Source organism: Streptococcus infantis, from assembly GCF_047460685.1.
GTDB lineage: Bacteria > Bacillota > Bacilli > Lactobacillales > Streptococcaceae > Streptococcus > Streptococcus infantis_AD.
Genome location: NZ_JASHFS010000007.1, coordinates 82,859 through 99,562 on the forward strand (window position 1 = coordinate 82,859; position 16,704 = coordinate 99,562).

Sequence of the window (16,704 nt, forward strand, 5' to 3'; positions counted from 1 at the left end):
AATCCCTCCTACTGCTCGATAATAGATACAGATAAGCCGTTGTAATAGGTCACACCGTCACTCAGACGTCCCATTACTGTCTCTGTGATAGTTCCGCGATAACCAGTGATAGACTGTCCTAAAATGTTTGCAGTAAAAAATCCGGCTACCAATTTAGACTTGATAAGATTTCTTTCTGCTTCTGTGATAATTCCCCATTTGATGGAGAATGTACGTTTTTCTGCAATGACGTCACCCGTCATCAATCCACTAGCGCTACGCCCTGTGGAAGATGACCAGATAATCTCATTATTGATACTGATTTCAACTGGAGAAGCAAGAGCTACTCCACCTACTGATATTTCACTCATGCATACCTCCTAAATCATGAGGGGGGATTCCCCTGTTTTAATTGCAATTTCATTGATTTTATCTACAATCTTCTTAGTGATTTTATCACCATCAATTGTCAAATCAAGAGTACGAACCGCTTGCAACAACTGTGTCAGTAATGCTAGAACTTCTGGTCCACCGCCATTATTTGACAATTCCGCTGCACGACGTGCCATTTCAAGCATTTTATTTTCCGGGGCAACAATCTCACCATAATGCTTGTTGTCACCAATCATGGCAATTTGTGGTGTGTTGGCCTTAACAAAGCCACCTTGAGCAAGTCGAGGTAGTCCAATGTAACTAAAACCACCGATGTTTACACCAGGTAATTTATTAATCACGCTAATAGCACCATTGAGTAAGCTGATACCACTATTGATTGTGCTTTCTACCGTGCCAAGCACCCCGTTAATAACGCTACGTACAGCACCACCAATGGCGCTTCCAACCATGGTTCCAACGTGAGTAAACGTTGAGCGTATTTGCCCCCAAAGTCCGCTAAAGAAGCCGATAATGCCCGAAAATGCATTCTTGACATTGTTATATGCTTCGCTGAATTTTGAAGAAAACCACCCTGGTATACTAGCAAGAGCAGATTGAATATTACTCCACTTCCCTGCAAACCAACTTGCAATAGGATTGAAGATACCTGTCAAACCTGTCCACGCGTTGCGGAATTTTTCTTTGAACCAATCAGGAATCGAAGCAAGATTGCTTTTTAACTCATTGTAGCGTTGAGAGAACCAAGAACCTATTTTGCTAAAGATGTTTGTTAGCCCAGTCCATGCTTTTTGGAACATGTCAGTAAACCATGCCCCAATATTAGCTAAAACGCTAGTCACGTCGGCCCAACGTTGTCCAAACCATGAGCCGATTGGCGTGAAGATATTAACGATAGCGTCCCATGCTTGCTGGAACTTCTCGCCAAACCATTGACCTATTGGCTCAAAGATTTCTTGTAGTTTCGTCCATAGATCGCTGAAAAATTCTCCAATCGCTTTACAAATACCACTGATAAAATCGCATAGTCCTTGCCATGCATTTTTAGCAAACTCAACAACAGTATCCCAGTTTTGGTAGAGTAAGACACCGATACCGATTAAGGCTGCGATTGCTGCAATAACCAGAGTTATTGGGCTGGTCAAGACTGCAATAGCCCCATTAAGCGCCCACGTTGCAGCGCTCAATGCTGTTACTCCTGCGGTTGCTGCAAAACTAGCTGCAGTATCAGCAACTTTAGCCGCAGTACTCAATCCCCAAGCAACCACCTCTCGACCTTTTTCGGCAATCAATGTTGCTGTATTAACCACAAAATCCTTTGCATACATTGCGTTTAGGATAGCAGTTTCTGCAATATCTCTTACTTTAGCAATTGTTACGGCATGAATTGCTGTTCCAACATTATCGAATGCAGCTTTAACGTTAGCAAAAACAGCCGTAAGTCCGCCTGCTTGTTCTATCATTGAAGCGAATTCTATTGTTTTCCATACCGTAGCAAATGCAGTGATAGGTCCGATTAGCTTAGATAATCCTTTAGAAAAACCAATAATAAACGGACTAACAACATTGTCATAGTTACGCTTAATTATATTTCCTAATTCATCAACAGCTTTTGCAATTGTTTCAAACAATGGTGCTAACTTATCTAATGCACCAGCTAAAAACTTAACTAATCCAGGGGCATTATCCGAAACGATTATCTCTAATCCTTTCATAAGATCCCGACCTAAGCTACTACCAACATCAATAATCGTTGAACCGATACTTAAAATTGCAGATACAATCGCACTGCCAATTCTTACTGCTCCAGACGATGTGATGACGTCATAGAATGCATTTGATAAAATCTGGACGATATTTCCAGCTGATTCTGCAATGCCACCTATATTCGTAAATAGGGATACTAAAGCGCCTTTAATATGCTCTTTTTGGCGTTCTAAGCCATTAGCTATACTTTCGGCTATAAAGACTCCTATCCCGAGAGCAACAGTCCCTATTGATCCAGTAAACTGCCCTAGAGCATAAGCTATCTTATCAAGCATGGTTTGGAATGAAGCCACAACTTTTGGATCTGTAAAAATCTCTTGCAGTAATTCACCGATTCGTTTTAAAGCACTCTGAAGGCGTTCAACACCATCGAATCTAAATGAAGCATTGAAACCGTCCTGAAATAATTTGACGAGTTCAAGCAATCGTTTAAATAATCCATCAAACAGACCGTCTAATTGATTCCCACCTTCAGCAATTTTCCCCATATCGACTTCAGCGCCTTTAGGTGTTCCACCACCTCCGCCGCCTGAACCACCAGGACTGCCTCCGGAATCTCCACCACCATCTCCGCTATCGGATGAGTCAGATAGTTTATTGATTTGGTCAAATCCCATGAGAGATTTCATTTCTTGGGCAGCTTTCTTAGCTGCTTTACCAGCTCCATCCGCTGCCTTTCCAGCTCCTTTGGCGGCTTTTCCTAAGTTGCCAGCTCCTCCTGCTGCACCATCAGAAGCCTCTCCTAAATTACCAACTGCATCAGCAGTTTCTTGGATACCGGAGCCTTTCATTGACTTCTTGCCAGTAAATAGCTCCGTCAATGCTTTAAAAGCATTACCTACTGTCAGCAATTTGCTGAGCAAAAAGTTAATAACTTTGATAACTGGGGTAAAAATGTTAATCAAGCCAACTCCGACGCTTGCCATAAAGCTTTCGAACTGTAGCTTCATAATCCTAACTTGGTTAGCCCAACTATCAGATGTCCTAGCGAAGTCGCCACTAGCCAGTGAAAGCTTGTCTGTTACAAATGCAAACCGCAAAGCAACTTTTTCTGCCTCAGACATTTCTTGTGTCGTCTTTCCAAAGCCATTAGCCATTGCATAGGCATCAAGTGCTGATTGAGTCATGACAACACCTAAATCTTTAAGCGTCTCTGTTTCACCAGTAAAGACTGATTTCAACTTTGTGTAGGCTTCATCTTGACTAATGTTATAAAAAGATGCCACATCACCCGCTAAACTAGTTAAGGCTGTTGACATCTCGTAAGCTTTTTGTTCATTAAAACCAAAAGCTTTAGTCATCGCACCGAATGTACCGATGTATCGTTTTGCCATGGTCTCTGATAACCCAGAGGTATACATAGCTTGTTTTGCAAAGTCATCAACTTGCTTGCTCATACGTGGGAAAGCAACGTCAACAACGTTTTGTACTTCGTTGAGATCTGAGCCGAGTTTGATAGCTTGAGCTCCAAAATCAACAAGTTTCTTGATCGCAAATGCTCCCGCAAGCATCTTGGCAGCTTTCGTCGCCATCCCTTGCAAGCCACTCATCTGCCCTTTAAATTGTTTGTCGTTGACGACAAGGTCAAGACCAATCTGGCCAACTGTCTGTGCCAATAGCTATCACCTCCTACTTAGCCATCTCAATAAAGGCTTGTTTTAATTCTTCAAGAACTTGAGTCAAATCTTGTTCTGTTTTCTCTTTAGCCAGTCGAAGTCTCCACTCATTACGAATACGGTGCTGACCTTCTGAAAATACTTCTAGCATTTTAGGGTCATCTTCGCTTCGAATTTGGACGATTCGACCAAGCGGTGTTTCTCCGGACAAACCAGCTAAGAGAGCCTTGAACTCTTTCCACTTCATATTCTTAAATTCATTAGAGTATACAGATAAGCCATACTGTGTCCTAAGAGAACTGACGATTAAATCGAAATCCTCAAATAGGTCATAGTATGGCTCACTGTTCTCCCGCTTCTTCTTCTCCCATGACCAATGTCATCGCTGCTTCAATAACTGTAGTTAAATCAGCAAAATTCAAATGCATTTCATCAAGTGTTTTACGACTATTCTCAGGGAAGATTAGCTCAAACATTTCCATCATTTTTTTGGCAGATGGAGTGCCTTCTTCATCCCCGATAGTCTGCATCAGAGTCAGTACAGTTGTTGCATCTGTATTGACTTCAATTTCAGCATCCTTAATTTTCAATTTTGGATTTTCTTCAAAATTAAGTTTTTCTGTGATATCAATTACTTTTGACATTATTCAATTTCCTTTTCTTCAGATAAAATGTTGATCATTGCTTGACCAGTTCGATTTTCTTTGGTTGCCATAGCTTCGATTCGCTCTTTGGATTTACCGCTTAAATCAACGGTATCTCCAGCCTTGTATTCGATACCTGTATCGATATCAATAAAAGCCATGGTTGCTATTGCGTTGGTTTCTTCAGCTTCAGCCATATTTCCTCCTTAAAATAAAAAGAGGGTCGAAACCCTCTAAATTAACCTGCTGGCACCACTTCCGGTTTACCATTTGACATGACATCAAATGACAATGGTGCAACACCAGTTGAATCCCCTGAAATAAAGTCCTTAAGATTGATAACCGCGTCTTTAAATTTGATTTTAGTTCCATCTGGGAAAGTCCATTGGAAGTCCGCTTCAGAATCGCGACCATTTTTAAACGCAAGACCTGCGATGTAGTCGTTACCGGCATCACCTACGTTTCGTTTACCAGAAACAGAAATTGTAACTGACTTCGCAGTCATCAAACGACGTGTCCAACCTTTTTGGTCAAATGGTTTCCATTCTTCAACACCATTGTCAAATGATACTGAGAATGATTCCATGTCTGCAATATCAACAAGTGATTCAACTCCTGCAGTTCCTTTATTTACTTGGAACTGGTTTTCATATACGGGGAATACCCCAGTTTTCTGAGCCATTAGTTGCCCTCTCTTTCGTAATATAAATCAAGCTCGATAACACGCTCATACACGTTATTATCATCTGTTCCTACGTCCACAGGCTCGTTCTGTAATAAGGCAATCATCTTAATAGGTGTTCCACCGATAACAACCGATTCAGCCTCAAATAGACGATTGTAGAGGTACTGAGCACGCTTCTCAGTCTCATTCGCATTCTTGTTCCAGTGAATTAAGATGCTGATTGATTTGACATCATAGCTTGTCAGTGATCTGCCTCCGATTGCTACCCGAGGACCATCGATTGTCTTTCGTTGGTAAATGCCTATACTATTTTCTTGCTTATTATCGATCTTGCCAATGTAGTAGTTGTTAGCTGCATTAAATGTTTTAATCCAGTCACGGACTTCAGCTAATGTAATCATGCTTAAACCCCCGTGATTTGTTTGTAAAGTCGCCCGTAGGCTTGTTTTATTTTGTGTGACTTCTTGCCACCATCAGCCCAATCCTCAAACCACTTTCCTTTTGCATGAGGATTTTCTTTCGTCTGGAATTGATATTCAGGATGAAAGTACAATCGTCTTGCGTAAGGAGTGGAATGTACCAGGCTTACTACACCTTGGGATGAACGTGAGTAGTCTGGAGCCATTGCTTCGCTTTGCAACACACCTTTATCAAAAGGCACTACCTGCGCCTGCACAACTTCCGTATGCAGGTATTCAGCAGTCTGTTCCAGTGCTATGATTTGAGCCCTTTCCAGTTTGCGGATAGTGCCAAAATCTAGCTTTACTGTAGAATTCACAAACATAGCATCACTCCAATCCGATGTAGGTATAGTTGACAGTCCCATCTGGATTTCTAGCTTTCCGGCTATCCACAATCCTCCTGACAATACCAAATACAATTGCAGTCCCACCGCTCAATGTAGGCAAATACGGTGCAATATCACCAACGAAATAAGCTGACCCAGTAATTTGGACCAGCTTCTTCTGTTCGGTTAGGACTGTTTTGGCACCGTCCTGATAATTGCATTTTAGATTTTCTCTAAACGCCTCCAAAGGTTCGCCATCTTCAGAAACTCCCTCTTGGTTGACTGTGACTGTGATTGGCGTCTGACAAAATTGAGGTAAGACAAGTTGTGGAAATTTCATCAAATAACCCTCCTCGTCAATCCTGTTTGCTTCAAAAGTTCATAGGTTTTGCGATAAATAACAATACCTTGTTCGGTGGCAATGTTCCAATTTGATCCTAATTGCATTGACACACCATTAATACTGTAGTTTGAAACTGTAGTAGCTATCAAATCAGCATTAACCTCCTCAAAATCAACAATCTGACAACAAGCCTTTCGGATAACTTCCTGCTGAAATGGTGTCAGATTGTCGAATCCAATGCCACGGATTCGGTTGAATGTAAGTATATCAATCTTGTCAGAAGCTGATTTAAGTTTGCTAGCCAGAACTTCTGAATCAGCAGAAATCACACCAACAAACGTCTTTTTGTAATAATCTGGACTAGCATACATGACTGTTACTCCTTAGATTCTTTCAGCTTCTTGATTTCAGCCTTAGCATTTTTCAAGTCAGCCAAAACTTTTTCGTACTCCTCTTTTGAAATCTTGTCGACAGATTCACCATATTTTAATTCACCATCTTCGTAGATTTCAAAGCCACGACCAACAAAATCATTGATCGCTGACTCATCGATATCATAGACGCGAGCGCCTTTAATTGCTTTTAATGCCATATACTACACCATCCTTTCTTACGCTGTCGCGTTGATAAAGATACCAGCTGCTTTATTCTTGATCAAGAATGCATCCATGTAGAAGCGAGATTGGAGCAAATAGTTGTCAGCTGTACGTGAGTCATGCCCTGGTGTAAATACTTTGATGTAAGAGTATTTTTCACGAGCAACTTCACAAGATGGGTGGATTAAGATGAAGTTCATTTGTTTCGCTTCATCTGTTGCGACACAACCATTTGTAAAGTTGTATTGTGATTTCATGCGAGCTGATTGCACTTGTTTGATTTTAACGTCATCAAGGCTATAGATAGAGCGTTTGACATCGCCATTTGAACCATTCACTCCTAGCACACGTTGGATGTCTTTAGCCTGTTTGAAGAGCTTGTTGACAGCTGGAGTGACGTACAAAATGCGACCTTCAGACGGAACACCTGCTTCGTCCATTTTTTCCATGGCGTCATCAAATTTTTGCAAGATATTTTCTGCAGTCAATGTTGTAGTGTCGATAGTAGCACCGTTAGCAGTATACTTGCCTGCTTCTGTGTAGAGTTTTGAGAACACGTAGCAATCTTTTTCAGGAATACCTTGTTCAGTTTCCAGAGTATTTTGGACATTGGCAATAGAGACGACCAGGTTTGTTTCATCAACATCCATAGGATCGATTGCAAATTCGATGTCGCGATCATGTTCGAGTTTCTTTGGTTCCCAATCGTTTGAGATTGTTCCAGAATTAAAACCGATAGTTTGACGATTGTGGTCTTTGTAACCAGACACTGTGATGTTCGGCAGCTTGATTGTTTGAGCGTTGATAAATTTCACTTGCGGATTTGAGTTAAACAAATCTACAGACGCAAGCTCTTTTGCATATTTTTGATGCAAAGCTTGTTCGAATTGTTCTGCGTAGTTATAAACTGTCATAATTTAATTCTCCTTTTTCTTAAAGACCAAACGCTGCAGCAATGGCATCAGTTTGGTTAGTTTGTTGTGTTTTACCGGTAGATCCGATTTGTTGAAACCCAGTTGATTCTTCTTTGTTTGGCTTCAGTGCAGGAACGTCTTCCAAAACTTTTGCGACAATAGCTTTGAAATCTTCTGGTTTCGATTCAAGTGTGAGAGTTGATATATCAGCCAATTTCATCACATAAGGCAGTACACCAACAGGCAATCCTTCCTCGATTGCTGCTAATTGTAGATTTCTCTCTAAATTAGCTTGCAATGCACTTGCTTGTGCCTGCGTTAACTGTTGCTGTAGTGATGTGACGTCTGGTGTTGCATCAGCTTTCTGTGACTTAAAAGCAGTAATAGCTTGAGCCATTTCTTCACCACTCAATCCTTGCTGCTTAAAGTAATTTTTTAGCACGGTGTCTTCAGCAACCTTTTGCTTGCCTTCGACAATGCTAGCGATTTTGTCATAGTCAATCTCAGGAGTGCTAGCTGGTTGAGTTTGGCTTGACGTGTCTTGTCCACCTGCAGAGCCAGTTCCTGTATCGGCATTATGGAAAAATAGTTTGCGTTTGAACATAGCGTTCTCCTTTCAGTTTTAAGGGTGTCTCCCTATTTCAGTTATTGTCACTGGTGTCTCCACGTAGTTTTTAGTCTTCGGACAAAAAGAAAACCGTACGGGATTCCATACGGTTAGAGTATAAGAAAAACCGCCTCGAATTCGACGCGGTTTATAGCAATTTACAGTGATTTATAGCAGTTTATTCCTGCAAGTCAAGATGTCGGATCACCTCCTAATCTTTAATAGCACGATTTGAAACCTTGGCGTAAACATCCACATAAGTCTCATTCTTGTCTCCGTTATGCGTGATTTCTGCATAATTTCCACAAGGTTCGCTTGATGTAATTGCGTTCGTACTAACAAGAGCTTTCCAATTTTGCAGGGTCTTGCTAAACCAAACTACAAAGCAGTCTTCTGCTTTGATTTCACGATCTGATAAGCGCGAAAATTCTTGTGATGCCAATTGTTTTGCTTTTTCTAACATTTCATTCCTCCGTTTTTTCATATCTGAGTACAAAAAAAGCACCTTGTCGGCGCTCTGTGATATTAACAATCGTAAAATACATGCTTCTCACGTTGCAGTCTACGTCTTTTCTCATCTGAATCATAGCCGTACTCATCTGCAAAATAATCGTATTGATCTTTGATACATTTGTCCAATTTTGCTTCAAAGATGTCACTCTCTTCTTGTGGTCCATAGATAGCCGCTACAGGAAAAATCGGGGCTACTAAACGATACCCAAAGATTTCGCTAAATGTATCTGCTTTTTCTGCTACACGTAGATAGCTTTCGATAACCCGCATGACTACCTCTCCTTTAGTTTATTTATAACATAATTATAACTCTCAGGAAAGGTTTTTTCAAGTATTTTTCGGCGTTCACTATCAAATTGTGCCTCGAAGACATGCGCAAAAAACTCGCTCTCTATATTTCCTTTTTTCTCCCAGTAAACGAGCGAGTGCGAATACTTACCTTGTATTCTACCTTCACTCAACGCGCCTAATATATCAGATGCCGAAGAGGCTTTATCGTTGATATGGATTGCCTCGAAAATAGTCTCGTCAGATAAATTGATAAAGTCTTTACGCAGAAGTTGCAGGATTTTATTATCCTTTGTGAATTCCCAACCCAGCTTATCATCTATTTGATGACCAAATTCATGGAAATAACCAGTACCAGGTCCGCGAGGGTCGTCTACGTCCTTATACATATTCAGGAAGAGTTTTCCAGATTCATATCTCACAACCCCTGTTTCTGCAATAGTTGCAATCGCCTCCTGGTCGGCCAATCTTGCAAACAAGGCTTGTCCAAGCTCTGTACCATCCTTGAATTTTTTTCGAGTCGCCTCTATATACATGTGTCGTGTCTCTGCAGCAATCTTCTTCGAAGCTACGCCACTAGTATCTCTAGGCAATCTCTGACGATTGATGAATTTCTTGTAATCACTATCACTTTCGAGAGAAAGCTCTTGGTATAATTTGTATCCTTTTTCCGCTTCAAAGTATTTCAGATTTTCTTCTGCATTAGACTTAAGTTTAGACCATTCTTCCGCCCTTAATGTGTACTTCTGAATATTGTCTTTATCAAGACTGAACTGTGACAATCTGCTAAAACGTTTCTCCTGTCGCTTAGCATGCTGAACTTTGTTGTCCAGTAACTGTCTCTCCTTGATGTCGTCCAATTCCTGATTTGTAAATATTTTCTCTGGTTCGCTACTGATCCCAGGGAAATAAGTTGTATGCTTATCTTTGCAGTTAGGGTGATACAAACCAGCTGCCATTGCAGAACTTAACAATGGATATGGACCATCATCCGCACTGCCTCCTGACCAGACATCATCAATCAATACTTTACCTTCAAAAGGCATACACAGAGGACATGCATTCGATCGCTTGTTTAAGATAACAGTATGAATCCCCCACTCCTGGCGCTTGACTCCCTCACCCATTAGGTAGGCTCTTTTGGTTGCTGTCCGAATGGCCATGTCAGCATACGATACAATATTGACCATGGCGCCGTTACTGTACTGGATGGATGTGATTCCCCGACTTAGAAAATCTTTGGTGGCCATATCTACTGATTGCTCATAAGTCTTAGCTCCTGTGTTAGCTGCTACCTGAGCATCAAATATTGTGCGCCTGTACTGGTCGTCTGTATACCGCAATACAGCATGCTCTGCCGTCTTCATATCATGCTCGACTGAGTTAACTAACGCATTCAACTTTCGTTCGTTGATAGCAAAAAATGAAGCCCCTAGGTTATCTTTTCCACTGTTAAATTCAAAACCGTTCTTGATAGCTTCCAGGATAGACATTTCCTCATCATCCATGCCTTGCTTATAGGCTTCTTGTATAGCAGTGGAAATCTTGCTATTGATATTGGCGAACTCTTTGCTATATTTTTTGGCATTAGCTCGCTTAAATCGTTCAAGCTCCTTCAATTGAGCGACCTGCCATTGTTCCCATTCAAAACCTTCAGCAGTTTCCTCTGCCTTATGCCTTCCTAGATTTCTAATCATGGAATCAAGCAGATCGTTTTCAATTCGCTCAAATGCTTTAGATACATCATAAGCCATTGCAGTACACCTTAAAACCTTGCGCCTTAAAACTTCTCAATTGTCGTTTCAAAGCTGTTTTACTAGGCATTTTGAGGTTCAACATTTCCAACTTGTTGTTCTTCTCAACAGCATAGATACCAAACTCTACATTATCACTCGCTATCTGTAGAAGTCCCTGCGCTTCCTTCTGACTCATGTGATAGATCCTCTGTCCTATCGTCACCGTCTTCAGCATCTTCAGCCTCCTTCTCTATCTCAAAATCGTTAGCAGCTTCATTCAATGATGGCACGTTGACTTCTGTCACACCTTGCTCCGCTTTGATTCTTGCTACTTCCTGGTCTTTCCATTTCTGTTCTTTTGAGTCACCGTATAATTCCTCAACGCTCGCTTCAATCGACATGATACCACCTGTCTTAGCCTTAGAAACCGTTTCAACTTGTGATTCGAAACTAGGATTAGCATACTCACCAAACGGCACGTCGACCTTGACTTTCTGTAGTGGGTTTTTCTTAAGCACACTATCAGCATTCAAAACCATACTAATTAATTTTGGCAGGTAATCTTGCAGAGCTGTCACAATAGCATTGCGAGTATAGAGAGTTGCCTTTTCTTTCTCACGTTGTGCCTCGGCATTATCTAGCTTCTTGACATCGATACCAAGTGTAGATGGGCTAATGATACCTTGTAAAGCTAAATCAAGCGCGGTCACATATGTACTCAAATAACTTTCATGCGGGATATTAGCTTGTTGCAATGTGATTGTGTTCTTTGCATCCTCGCCCATTGCTGTCTCGACCTTGATAAAGCGATGGTCAAAAGGATTGCCCTTACTAATTTCGCCTGTGTAGGGATCTCTAGGAAGTAAGTTCTCAGGAATATATTCTCGTGATCGTCCAGAACGAAGAGCATCCATCCACTGACTCCAAGACTCATCCAAACTATCAAAAGCATCAGTCTTACGATCATAGATAGATTGACCACGGCCTTTTACTTTAGGTGACGTGTAAATCTTAAACGGCAAGCACAAGATAACGGATTTATCGAACTTCACATCGACAAGGTTAGCAGTGTACTCTGTCGCGCTCATATCTAGCTCAGTTTCGCCCCTGTAGAGCTTATAAGTTAATGAGCCATATCCGTAGATTTCCTCGAGCAAATAGCTCCGTCTGCGTTCTGTGAAGTGCGTGCGGAAGATAACTTCTTTCAATCTTCCACGGTTGTAGATGATTTCAATTCTATCTCCACCAACCCATTCAACAATAGGCAACGTTGTAAGTTCCGGGTCAAATGAAATACGAAAGGCACCATCACCTATCACAAGACTATCTTTAATCGCCTCCTGCAGTTGATCGTGGAAGTTGCTATCTTCAGCAATCTCTTCCCACAATTTACCTTGCGTTCCCTCGGCAAAGTCTAAATCATTCATATCGTGCAGCGTGATATCTACCAACCTATCAACGATGAGACCAGGTATTCCTGTGTGAATCTTTCTAATTTCTTGCCCAGGAGTACTTGTCGCTCCCCAAAAGTTGATGTTGCTGTGTGGTAATTGCTTGTAGAGCTGGTCCAGTTCGTATGAGTCGCCACGGTACCATATTTGGTTCTTGGCTGCATTATCTTCAAACGTCATTGCCTCTGTAATTGTGATGACATTTGGCTGTGCCTGTTCCAGTTTGAGAAAGCTTCTCATACTCCTTCTGATCATATCCATTATTCCCACTTTAGTTTTCCTTTCTTCCGATTATCTTCCTGTATGGCAACCACGCATACTGATTCGCATTGATTGTATGATCGTTTGCGTCTTCCGGCTCATCTTTTCCTTCTTTCCACGCATACGTGTTTAGCTCTTTGATGTGATTCGTACAATGACTCAACACATAGTAGCAACCTTGAGCTAACCAACCAATTTGGAAGTTGATCCGGTCAATAATCTTAGTTTTCTTATAAGCATTGTTAAAGATATACAGACAGCCGTATTGTCGCTTGTATTTGTTTAATTCTGTAATTGTCGCCTGATCCGCACTATCAACAAATACATCACGCGCCAGCCCCCATTCACCACGGTTGCGCTCTAGGAAATTGATAAACTTGACCACAGTATCGGATGGTGCAATCGGTACATCAAGCTCAGCGTTGTTGTAAACTTCCTCATCCAGCGTATATAACTTCCCGTCATCTGATATCCCTTGGAAAATCATTGCAATTGTATCCGGACTGCTTGATGAGTAAGCTGTATCTAGTCCAGCTGTGAACCGCTGGAACGTGACCGTATTCTTTACAAAAGACTTACTCAACACATGTCTTTTACCATCAAAGTTAACGAAGACAATTCCTGTTGCTCGGCCACGTAGACCAAGTATTTTATTTTTGTAGAGCTTAGTCCCAACTGGTGCAGCATCCTTTTTCTTCTGGATGGCTTCTGGTGTTAGTGACAAGTTGTCATTAAACGTAAAAAACCAGTAACGCCATTTAGGGTTAGCTGGTTCTGATAGGTCTCGCATAATTTTTTCCGGCACATCGCCTGCGTATTTTTTGTATGGTCTCGACTTGTTGATGAACTCTTTGTAGACTGGTAAATCAGGATTATCCGGATTGAGCGTTGCCATCAAATAATCATTACGTGTGGACAACTCACGAACAAACTCAATGTCAGCTGTGTTGACCTCATCAATATAGACACATCCATACTGTCCACCGAGAACCAGCTTCCATTTTTCCTTGTTGTCATATCCCAATACATAAATAATTTTCCCCTCAAACTTGATGTGAGGAATCTTCGAATCTTTATCACCATTACCGCAGTAGACTGCCGTTTTGTGGATATCTAAAATACCGTTGTCTTGGTTAATGATATTCTTTTCAGCTACACCAACTGTCTTTGCTGCAATGATGTGGAACTTCTTCGAACTTCTGCTGACTGCTCGCATAAACTTGACACCAACACCCACTGTTGTTTTTCCAGCAGCCGTTGTACCTTCCAAAAAGTCAGCATCAACATTATTAAAGCTATTGCAAAAATCAATGTACTTTTGAGATAAAGGGAAGCTATTCGTCAAGTCCATCACCGCCCAACTGACTAACGATATCGTCAAACTTCTTAGTCTCGGTTACTGTAGCATTGATATCTACTTTCTCGGTAAATAGACCATAGCGCTTACCTAAATCAACAGCAGCACTCTTACGAGTTGATACATTAGGTTTTGCCTCTACGACACGTTGAGTGCCTTCACCATCTAAAACAAGCAAAGGCTCTGTGACCTCACCACGCATAACAGAAGTCAAAAATTCGAGCACTTCTTGCTGATCAGCGACACGTTTAGATTTCAACTCTTCCAATCGCTCTTCTATATAGGATTTGACGTTAGCATTTGCTAGCAATCGACTTCCATTTGCTCGAGCTACCTCATCCTTTTTGATATTTGGATATGCTTTTTTATAAGCCTGTGTTGCATTTAAGCAGATGATGTACTCATCGGCAAAAATCTTTTGTTTTTCAGTCATCCCATTTTCCATCACCTCCATTCACAAAATCAAAAAAGCCACTCAATGAGTGACCTTTTCAAGACCTCTCTTTTCAATTCTTGATACTACCATTCTAACAGATTTTTAGAACCGTGCCGTCCCAAATAGTCCCATTTTTAACCTATAACATCAGATGACTTCTTCCAAGGCTAAAATTGCCTCATTCTTCAATCTGTAATAGGTTGTACGGCTCATTTTCAAGTCATAACAAATACTATCAGCCGTACCTTTATTGATATAAGTCATTCTCAGGATTGTTCTATGCTTTGGATCTGCCAGCTTGTTAATCATGCGACCTAATTCCAGCTTACGATTGATAATGATATTCGTGTCCTTTTCGATTTCATTCCTCATCGTGATAAGTTGAACATATACATCATCAACCTTTTTCGTCTGACTGCTCTTCACTTTTACATCGGCCCACTTCGGACTCGAGAGCAGACCAGCCTCAAGCTCGTTGATTTCGTCGATACGACTCTGGATATCCATGTCAAGATTTTGCAATTCGCTTAAAAGCTCTTTAGCCTTCACTCTCTATCTCCTTTGTGATATAATAATTTTAATAGGAATTTAGCTGAGGCAGAGAGTGTCTTGGCTTTTTTTGTTTTATAAAAGACTTACCACAATCCACATCAAAAACCAAAGAACAAGATACCAGTAAATAACTTTACCCAGGATCTCCAACCAAGATTTTTCTGTATCACCTTTCGGACTTCCAGTAATCGCAGTAATGAGTAAATCAATTCCGACAGCCTGCCAGAATGTTATTCTTTGGATTTCAAATGTTGCTGCAATGATGTTATTCCAACCGTAATGAATGACTACTCCTGCGAGCCATAGACTGATAAATAAGGTTAGTATCATACCTAAGCAACCGCCTAACACTTGTGGTAAGGAGTCTTTATTTTCGTTTTTCATTTATTACCTCCAAAAATTCCTTATTTTCATAGACGTTGCCGATGATTTCAAGGCTATCAGCAATCTCTTTAGCATCCTCTTCAAATTCCTCTAAAACTGCACCGTCTGCAATAAATTCAACCCCGCCTTTTTTCTCGACATAAAAACCTAGCGTGTTATGCCTCTTCATACACATAACATCTGGACCATTTGCAAGGATATCCCCCTCAAAGATTTCCTTGCCATTTTTGTCTTTAAGTCCTGTTGATTGCATGAGCTCCATGTGCATTGTACTCTTCATAAATACGGGGTAACTATAACCAACAAAATCTTGATTGTAATCCAGCAATGTCACATCTCTCATAACCTTGTCAAATTTATCCCACGCTCTAAACTTTGGTATCATACCAAATCCTCCTTTTCATCTTTTAAAGTAATTTTATTTGTTTTTCATAATCATTGAGTCTCTGTTGAGCAAGGTTGAAGATGTCTTTGTCAAGCTCACAACCAACATACTCAAAACCTAACTCCTGACAAGCAATCAAGCTACTTGCTGAACCGACATGAGTATCAAGAATCTTATCTCCGGCTTTTGCGTAGTTTTGCAGCAACCAGAAATAAAGATTGATGGGTTTTTGGGTTGGATGAATTCTAACCTCATTCAAAGCCTTGTTTCCTTGCTGGATATGACCTTCGGATATTGACTTCCCTTGCATCATGCCATTCCACATATAGCGAAATAAGCGCGTGCTATCATGTAAACTGGAGTACGCTAACTCACAATCTGAAAAACTTGAATGAGTATTAACCTTGTCCCATACGATACGGCCAGAACCGAAAGAGTAGTTGAAGTAGTTCACGCCCCAAATAATTTGATTTTTTGAAACTCTAAATAATTCATCAAAATAATCTTTCCCCGGAACTTCCCATTTAGTTGTTTTGCCGTACAATCTATGGACTCCTATAGGACTGATTTTGTTCCCATAAAATTCTCTTTTTTCCGGTCCGGAAAAATATGGAGGATCTACAATAGCTAAGTCAAAGTAACCATCAGGATATCGTTTCATGACATCCATACAATCTTCGTTAAGAAATAATTTCAAGTCATCACCTCATCCATCTTAACTTTATACATTCGATTCCCTCGATACTTGCTTTCTAGCTGAGCCTTGCATTTGGCAGCATCTCCCTCCTTTTTGAAAAAGTGGGTTTCATCTACCATGTTGTCAAAAAATAATGTTACTGTGTATGACATTTTCTCTCCTTTATATTAAATAATATGCTTATTTTGTGAATATTTTTTCCGAGGTTACAGGTTACATCACTTTTTGAAAAACATATTTTATAAAAAACAAGAATGCTGTTATATCAACGTTTATAGCTCTTGCTATTTTTACTTATTAAATATTTTATATA

The 16,704-nt window shown here is 40.6% G+C and carries 24 protein-coding genes; all 24 read right to left on the minus strand.

The window, feature by feature from the left end; genetic code table 11:
* Nucleotides 1–8 precede the first annotated feature (8 nt).
* The gene (locus QM917_RS04685; protein ID WP_049479251.1) at nucleotides 9–350 is read right to left on the minus strand and encodes a hypothetical protein; all 342 of its coding nucleotides are present in this window, start codon (nucleotides 348–350) and stop codon (nucleotides 9–11) included.
* Between the two features lie 9 nt (nucleotides 351–359).
* Nucleotides 360–3,755 carry a phage tail protein gene (locus QM917_RS04690; RefSeq protein WP_414285067.1) on the minus strand — a complete coding sequence of 1,132 codons (3,396 nt, stop codon included), beginning with the start codon at nucleotides 3,753–3,755 and terminating at the stop codon, nucleotides 360–362.
* A gap of 13 nt (nucleotides 3,756–3,768) precedes the next feature.
* Nucleotides 3,769–4,062, minus strand: a complete 294-nt coding sequence (locus QM917_RS04695; protein WP_324250050.1) for a Gp15 family bacteriophage protein — start codon at nucleotides 4,060–4,062, stop codon at nucleotides 3,769–3,771.
* A gap of 34 nt (nucleotides 4,063–4,096) precedes the next feature.
* Nucleotides 4,097–4,399 carry a hypothetical protein gene (locus QM917_RS04700; protein WP_414285068.1) on the minus strand — a complete coding sequence of 101 codons (303 nt, stop codon included), beginning with the start codon at nucleotides 4,397–4,399 and terminating at the stop codon, nucleotides 4,097–4,099.
* A complete protein-coding gene (locus QM917_RS04705; RefSeq protein ID WP_414285069.1) occupies nucleotides 4,399–4,596 on the minus strand; it encodes a hypothetical protein in 198 nt (65 codons plus the stop codon). The genes QM917_RS04700 and QM917_RS04705 overlap by 1 nt, the downstream gene beginning before the upstream one ends.
* 41 nt (nucleotides 4,597–4,637) lie before the next feature.
* Entirely contained in the window at nucleotides 4,638–5,081 is a 444-nt protein-coding gene (locus QM917_RS04710) for a phage tail tube protein (protein ID WP_007518781.1), read from the minus strand.
* A complete protein-coding gene (locus QM917_RS04715) occupies nucleotides 5,081–5,485 on the minus strand; it encodes a minor capsid protein (protein ID WP_049479256.1) in 405 nt (134 codons plus the stop codon). The genes QM917_RS04710 and QM917_RS04715 overlap by 1 nt, the downstream gene beginning before the upstream one ends.
* A gap of 2 nt (nucleotides 5,486–5,487) precedes the next feature.
* Nucleotides 5,488–5,910 carry a hypothetical protein gene (locus QM917_RS04720; protein ID WP_414285071.1) on the minus strand — a complete coding sequence of 141 codons (423 nt, stop codon included), beginning with the start codon at nucleotides 5,908–5,910 and terminating at the stop codon, nucleotides 5,488–5,490.
* Nucleotides 5,873–6,211 (minus strand): hypothetical protein, encoded by a 339-nt coding sequence (locus QM917_RS04725; RefSeq protein WP_049479258.1) that lies wholly within the window; start codon nucleotides 6,209–6,211, stop codon nucleotides 5,873–5,875. The genes QM917_RS04720 and QM917_RS04725 overlap by 38 nt, the downstream gene beginning before the upstream one ends.
* Nucleotides 6,211–6,585: a hypothetical protein gene (locus QM917_RS04730; protein WP_049493565.1), complete on the minus strand. Its 375-nt coding sequence runs from the start codon at nucleotides 6,583–6,585 to the stop codon at nucleotides 6,211–6,213. Before QM917_RS04730 ends, QM917_RS04725 begins: the two co-directional genes overlap by 1 nt.
* 5 nt (nucleotides 6,586–6,590) lie before the next feature.
* Nucleotides 6,591–6,806: a hypothetical protein gene (locus tag QM917_RS04735; protein WP_414285073.1), complete on the minus strand. Its 216-nt coding sequence runs from the start codon at nucleotides 6,804–6,806 to the stop codon at nucleotides 6,591–6,593.
* Between the two features lie 18 nt (nucleotides 6,807–6,824).
* Nucleotides 6,825–7,724 carry a hypothetical protein gene (locus tag QM917_RS04740; protein WP_007518769.1) on the minus strand — a complete coding sequence of 300 codons (900 nt, stop codon included), beginning with the start codon at nucleotides 7,722–7,724 and terminating at the stop codon, nucleotides 6,825–6,827.
* 19 nt (nucleotides 7,725–7,743) lie between these two features.
* Nucleotides 7,744–8,328 (minus strand): hypothetical protein, encoded by a 585-nt coding sequence (locus tag QM917_RS04745; RefSeq protein ID WP_414276214.1) that lies wholly within the window; start codon nucleotides 8,326–8,328, stop codon nucleotides 7,744–7,746.
* Between the two features lie 214 nt (nucleotides 8,329–8,542).
* On the minus strand, nucleotides 8,543–8,794 hold the full coding sequence (locus QM917_RS04750) for a DUF6275 family protein (RefSeq protein WP_049493561.1): 252 nt from the start codon (nucleotides 8,792–8,794) through the stop codon (nucleotides 8,543–8,545).
* Between the two features lie 62 nt (nucleotides 8,795–8,856).
* Nucleotides 8,857–9,114, minus strand: a complete 258-nt coding sequence (locus QM917_RS04755) for a peptidase (RefSeq protein ID WP_414285075.1) — start codon at nucleotides 9,112–9,114, stop codon at nucleotides 8,857–8,859.
* 2 nt (nucleotides 9,115–9,116) lie between these two features.
* Nucleotides 9,117–10,886, minus strand: a complete 1,770-nt coding sequence (locus tag QM917_RS04760) for a phage minor capsid protein (protein WP_414285076.1) — start codon at nucleotides 10,884–10,886, stop codon at nucleotides 9,117–9,119.
* A 134-nt stretch (nucleotides 10,887–11,020) separates the two neighbouring features.
* Nucleotides 11,021–12,559 carry a capsid protein gene (locus tag QM917_RS04765; protein WP_414285078.1) on the minus strand — a complete coding sequence of 513 codons (1,539 nt, stop codon included), beginning with the start codon at nucleotides 12,557–12,559 and terminating at the stop codon, nucleotides 11,021–11,023.
* Between the two features lie 31 nt (nucleotides 12,560–12,590).
* On the minus strand, nucleotides 12,591–13,931 hold the full coding sequence (locus QM917_RS04770) for a terminase (protein ID WP_414285080.1): 1,341 nt from the start codon (nucleotides 13,929–13,931) through the stop codon (nucleotides 12,591–12,593).
* On the minus strand, nucleotides 13,915–14,370 hold the full coding sequence (locus QM917_RS04775) for a terminase small subunit (RefSeq protein WP_414285082.1): 456 nt from the start codon (nucleotides 14,368–14,370) through the stop codon (nucleotides 13,915–13,917). Before QM917_RS04775 ends, QM917_RS04770 begins: the two co-directional genes overlap by 17 nt.
* Before the next feature lie 150 nt (nucleotides 14,371–14,520).
* Entirely contained in the window at nucleotides 14,521–14,880 is a 360-nt protein-coding gene (locus QM917_RS04780; RefSeq protein WP_414285083.1) for a DUF1492 domain-containing protein, read from the minus strand.
* Between the two features lie 117 nt (nucleotides 14,881–14,997).
* Nucleotides 14,998–15,309 (minus strand): hypothetical protein, encoded by a 312-nt coding sequence (locus QM917_RS04785; RefSeq protein WP_414285084.1) that lies wholly within the window; start codon nucleotides 15,307–15,309, stop codon nucleotides 14,998–15,000.
* On the minus strand, nucleotides 15,293–15,694 hold the full coding sequence (locus tag QM917_RS04790) for a YopX family protein (protein WP_414285085.1): 402 nt from the start codon (nucleotides 15,692–15,694) through the stop codon (nucleotides 15,293–15,295). Before QM917_RS04790 ends, QM917_RS04785 begins: the two co-directional genes overlap by 17 nt.
* Before the next feature lie 22 nt (nucleotides 15,695–15,716).
* Nucleotides 15,717–16,391, minus strand: coding sequence for a DNA methyltransferase (locus QM917_RS04795; protein ID WP_414285086.1), 675 nt, complete (start codon nucleotides 16,389–16,391; stop codon nucleotides 15,717–15,719).
* On the minus strand, nucleotides 16,388–16,543 hold the full coding sequence (locus tag QM917_RS04800) for a hypothetical protein (RefSeq protein WP_414285088.1): 156 nt from the start codon (nucleotides 16,541–16,543) through the stop codon (nucleotides 16,388–16,390). Before QM917_RS04800 ends, QM917_RS04795 begins: the two co-directional genes overlap by 4 nt.
* Between the last annotated feature and the right edge of the window lie 161 nt (nucleotides 16,544–16,704).

Excerpts from the sequence above, each read along its gene's own strand:
- QM917_RS04765 (WP_414285078.1), bottom strand. The coding sequence starts at position 12,559 with ATGAGAAGCTTTCTCAAACTGGAACAGGCACAGCCAAATGTCATCACA.
- QM917_RS04685 (WP_049479251.1), bottom strand. The coding sequence starts at position 350 with ATGAGTGAAATATCAGTAGGTGGAGTAGCTCTTGCTTCTCCAGTTGAA.
- QM917_RS04715 (WP_049479256.1), bottom strand. The coding sequence starts at position 5,485 with ATGATTACATTAGCTGAAGTCCGTGACTGGATTAAAACATTTAATGCA.
- QM917_RS04720 (WP_414285071.1), bottom strand. The coding sequence starts at position 5,910 with ATGGGACTGTCAACTATACCTACATCGGATTGGAGTGATGCTATGTTT.
- QM917_RS04780 (WP_414285083.1), bottom strand. The coding sequence starts at position 14,880 with ATGGATATCCAGAGTCGTATCGACGAAATCAACGAGCTTGAGGCTGGT.
- QM917_RS04745 (WP_414276214.1), bottom strand. The coding sequence starts at position 8,328 with ATGTTCAAACGCAAACTATTTTTCCATAATGCCGATACAGGAACTGGC.
- QM917_RS04705 (WP_414285069.1), bottom strand. The coding sequence starts at position 4,596 with ATGGCTGAAGCTGAAGAAACCAACGCAATAGCAACCATGGCTTTTATT.
- QM917_RS04790 (WP_414285085.1), bottom strand. The coding sequence starts at position 15,694 with ATGATACCAAAGTTTAGAGCGTGGGATAAATTTGACAAGGTTATGAGA.
- QM917_RS04700 (WP_414285068.1), bottom strand. The coding sequence starts at position 4,399 with ATGTCAAAAGTAATTGATATCACAGAAAAACTTAATTTTGAAGAAAAT.
- QM917_RS04740 (WP_007518769.1), bottom strand. The coding sequence starts at position 7,724 with ATGACAGTTTATAACTACGCAGAACAATTCGAACAAGCTTTGCATCAA.
- QM917_RS04755 (WP_414285075.1), bottom strand. The coding sequence starts at position 9,114 with ATGCGGGTTATCGAAAGCTATCTACGTGTAGCAGAAAAAGCAGATACA.
- QM917_RS04800 (WP_414285088.1), bottom strand. The coding sequence starts at position 16,543 with ATGTCATACACAGTAACATTATTTTTTGACAACATGGTAGATGAAACC.
- QM917_RS04735 (WP_414285073.1), bottom strand. The coding sequence starts at position 6,806 with ATGGCATTAAAAGCAATTAAAGGCGCTCGCGTCTATGATATCGATGAG.
- QM917_RS04775 (WP_414285082.1), bottom strand. The coding sequence starts at position 14,370 with ATGACTGAAAAACAAAAGATTTTTGCCGATGAGTACATCATCTGCTTA.
- QM917_RS04730 (WP_049493565.1), bottom strand. The coding sequence starts at position 6,585 with ATGTATGCTAGTCCAGATTATTACAAAAAGACGTTTGTTGGTGTGATT.
- QM917_RS04760 (WP_414285076.1), bottom strand. The coding sequence starts at position 10,886 with ATGGCTTATGATGTATCTAAAGCATTTGAGCGAATTGAAAACGATCTG.
- QM917_RS04785 (WP_414285084.1), bottom strand. The coding sequence starts at position 15,309 with ATGAAAAACGAAAATAAAGACTCCTTACCACAAGTGTTAGGCGGTTGC.
- QM917_RS04750 (WP_049493561.1), bottom strand. The coding sequence starts at position 8,794 with ATGTTAGAAAAAGCAAAACAATTGGCATCACAAGAATTTTCGCGCTTA.
- QM917_RS04725 (WP_049479258.1), bottom strand. The coding sequence starts at position 6,211 with ATGAAATTTCCACAACTTGTCTTACCTCAATTTTGTCAGACGCCAATC.
- QM917_RS04770 (WP_414285080.1), bottom strand. The coding sequence starts at position 13,931 with ATGGACTTGACGAATAGCTTCCCTTTATCTCAAAAGTACATTGATTTT.
- QM917_RS04710 (WP_007518781.1), bottom strand. The coding sequence starts at position 5,081 with ATGGCTCAGAAAACTGGGGTATTCCCCGTATATGAAAACCAGTTCCAA.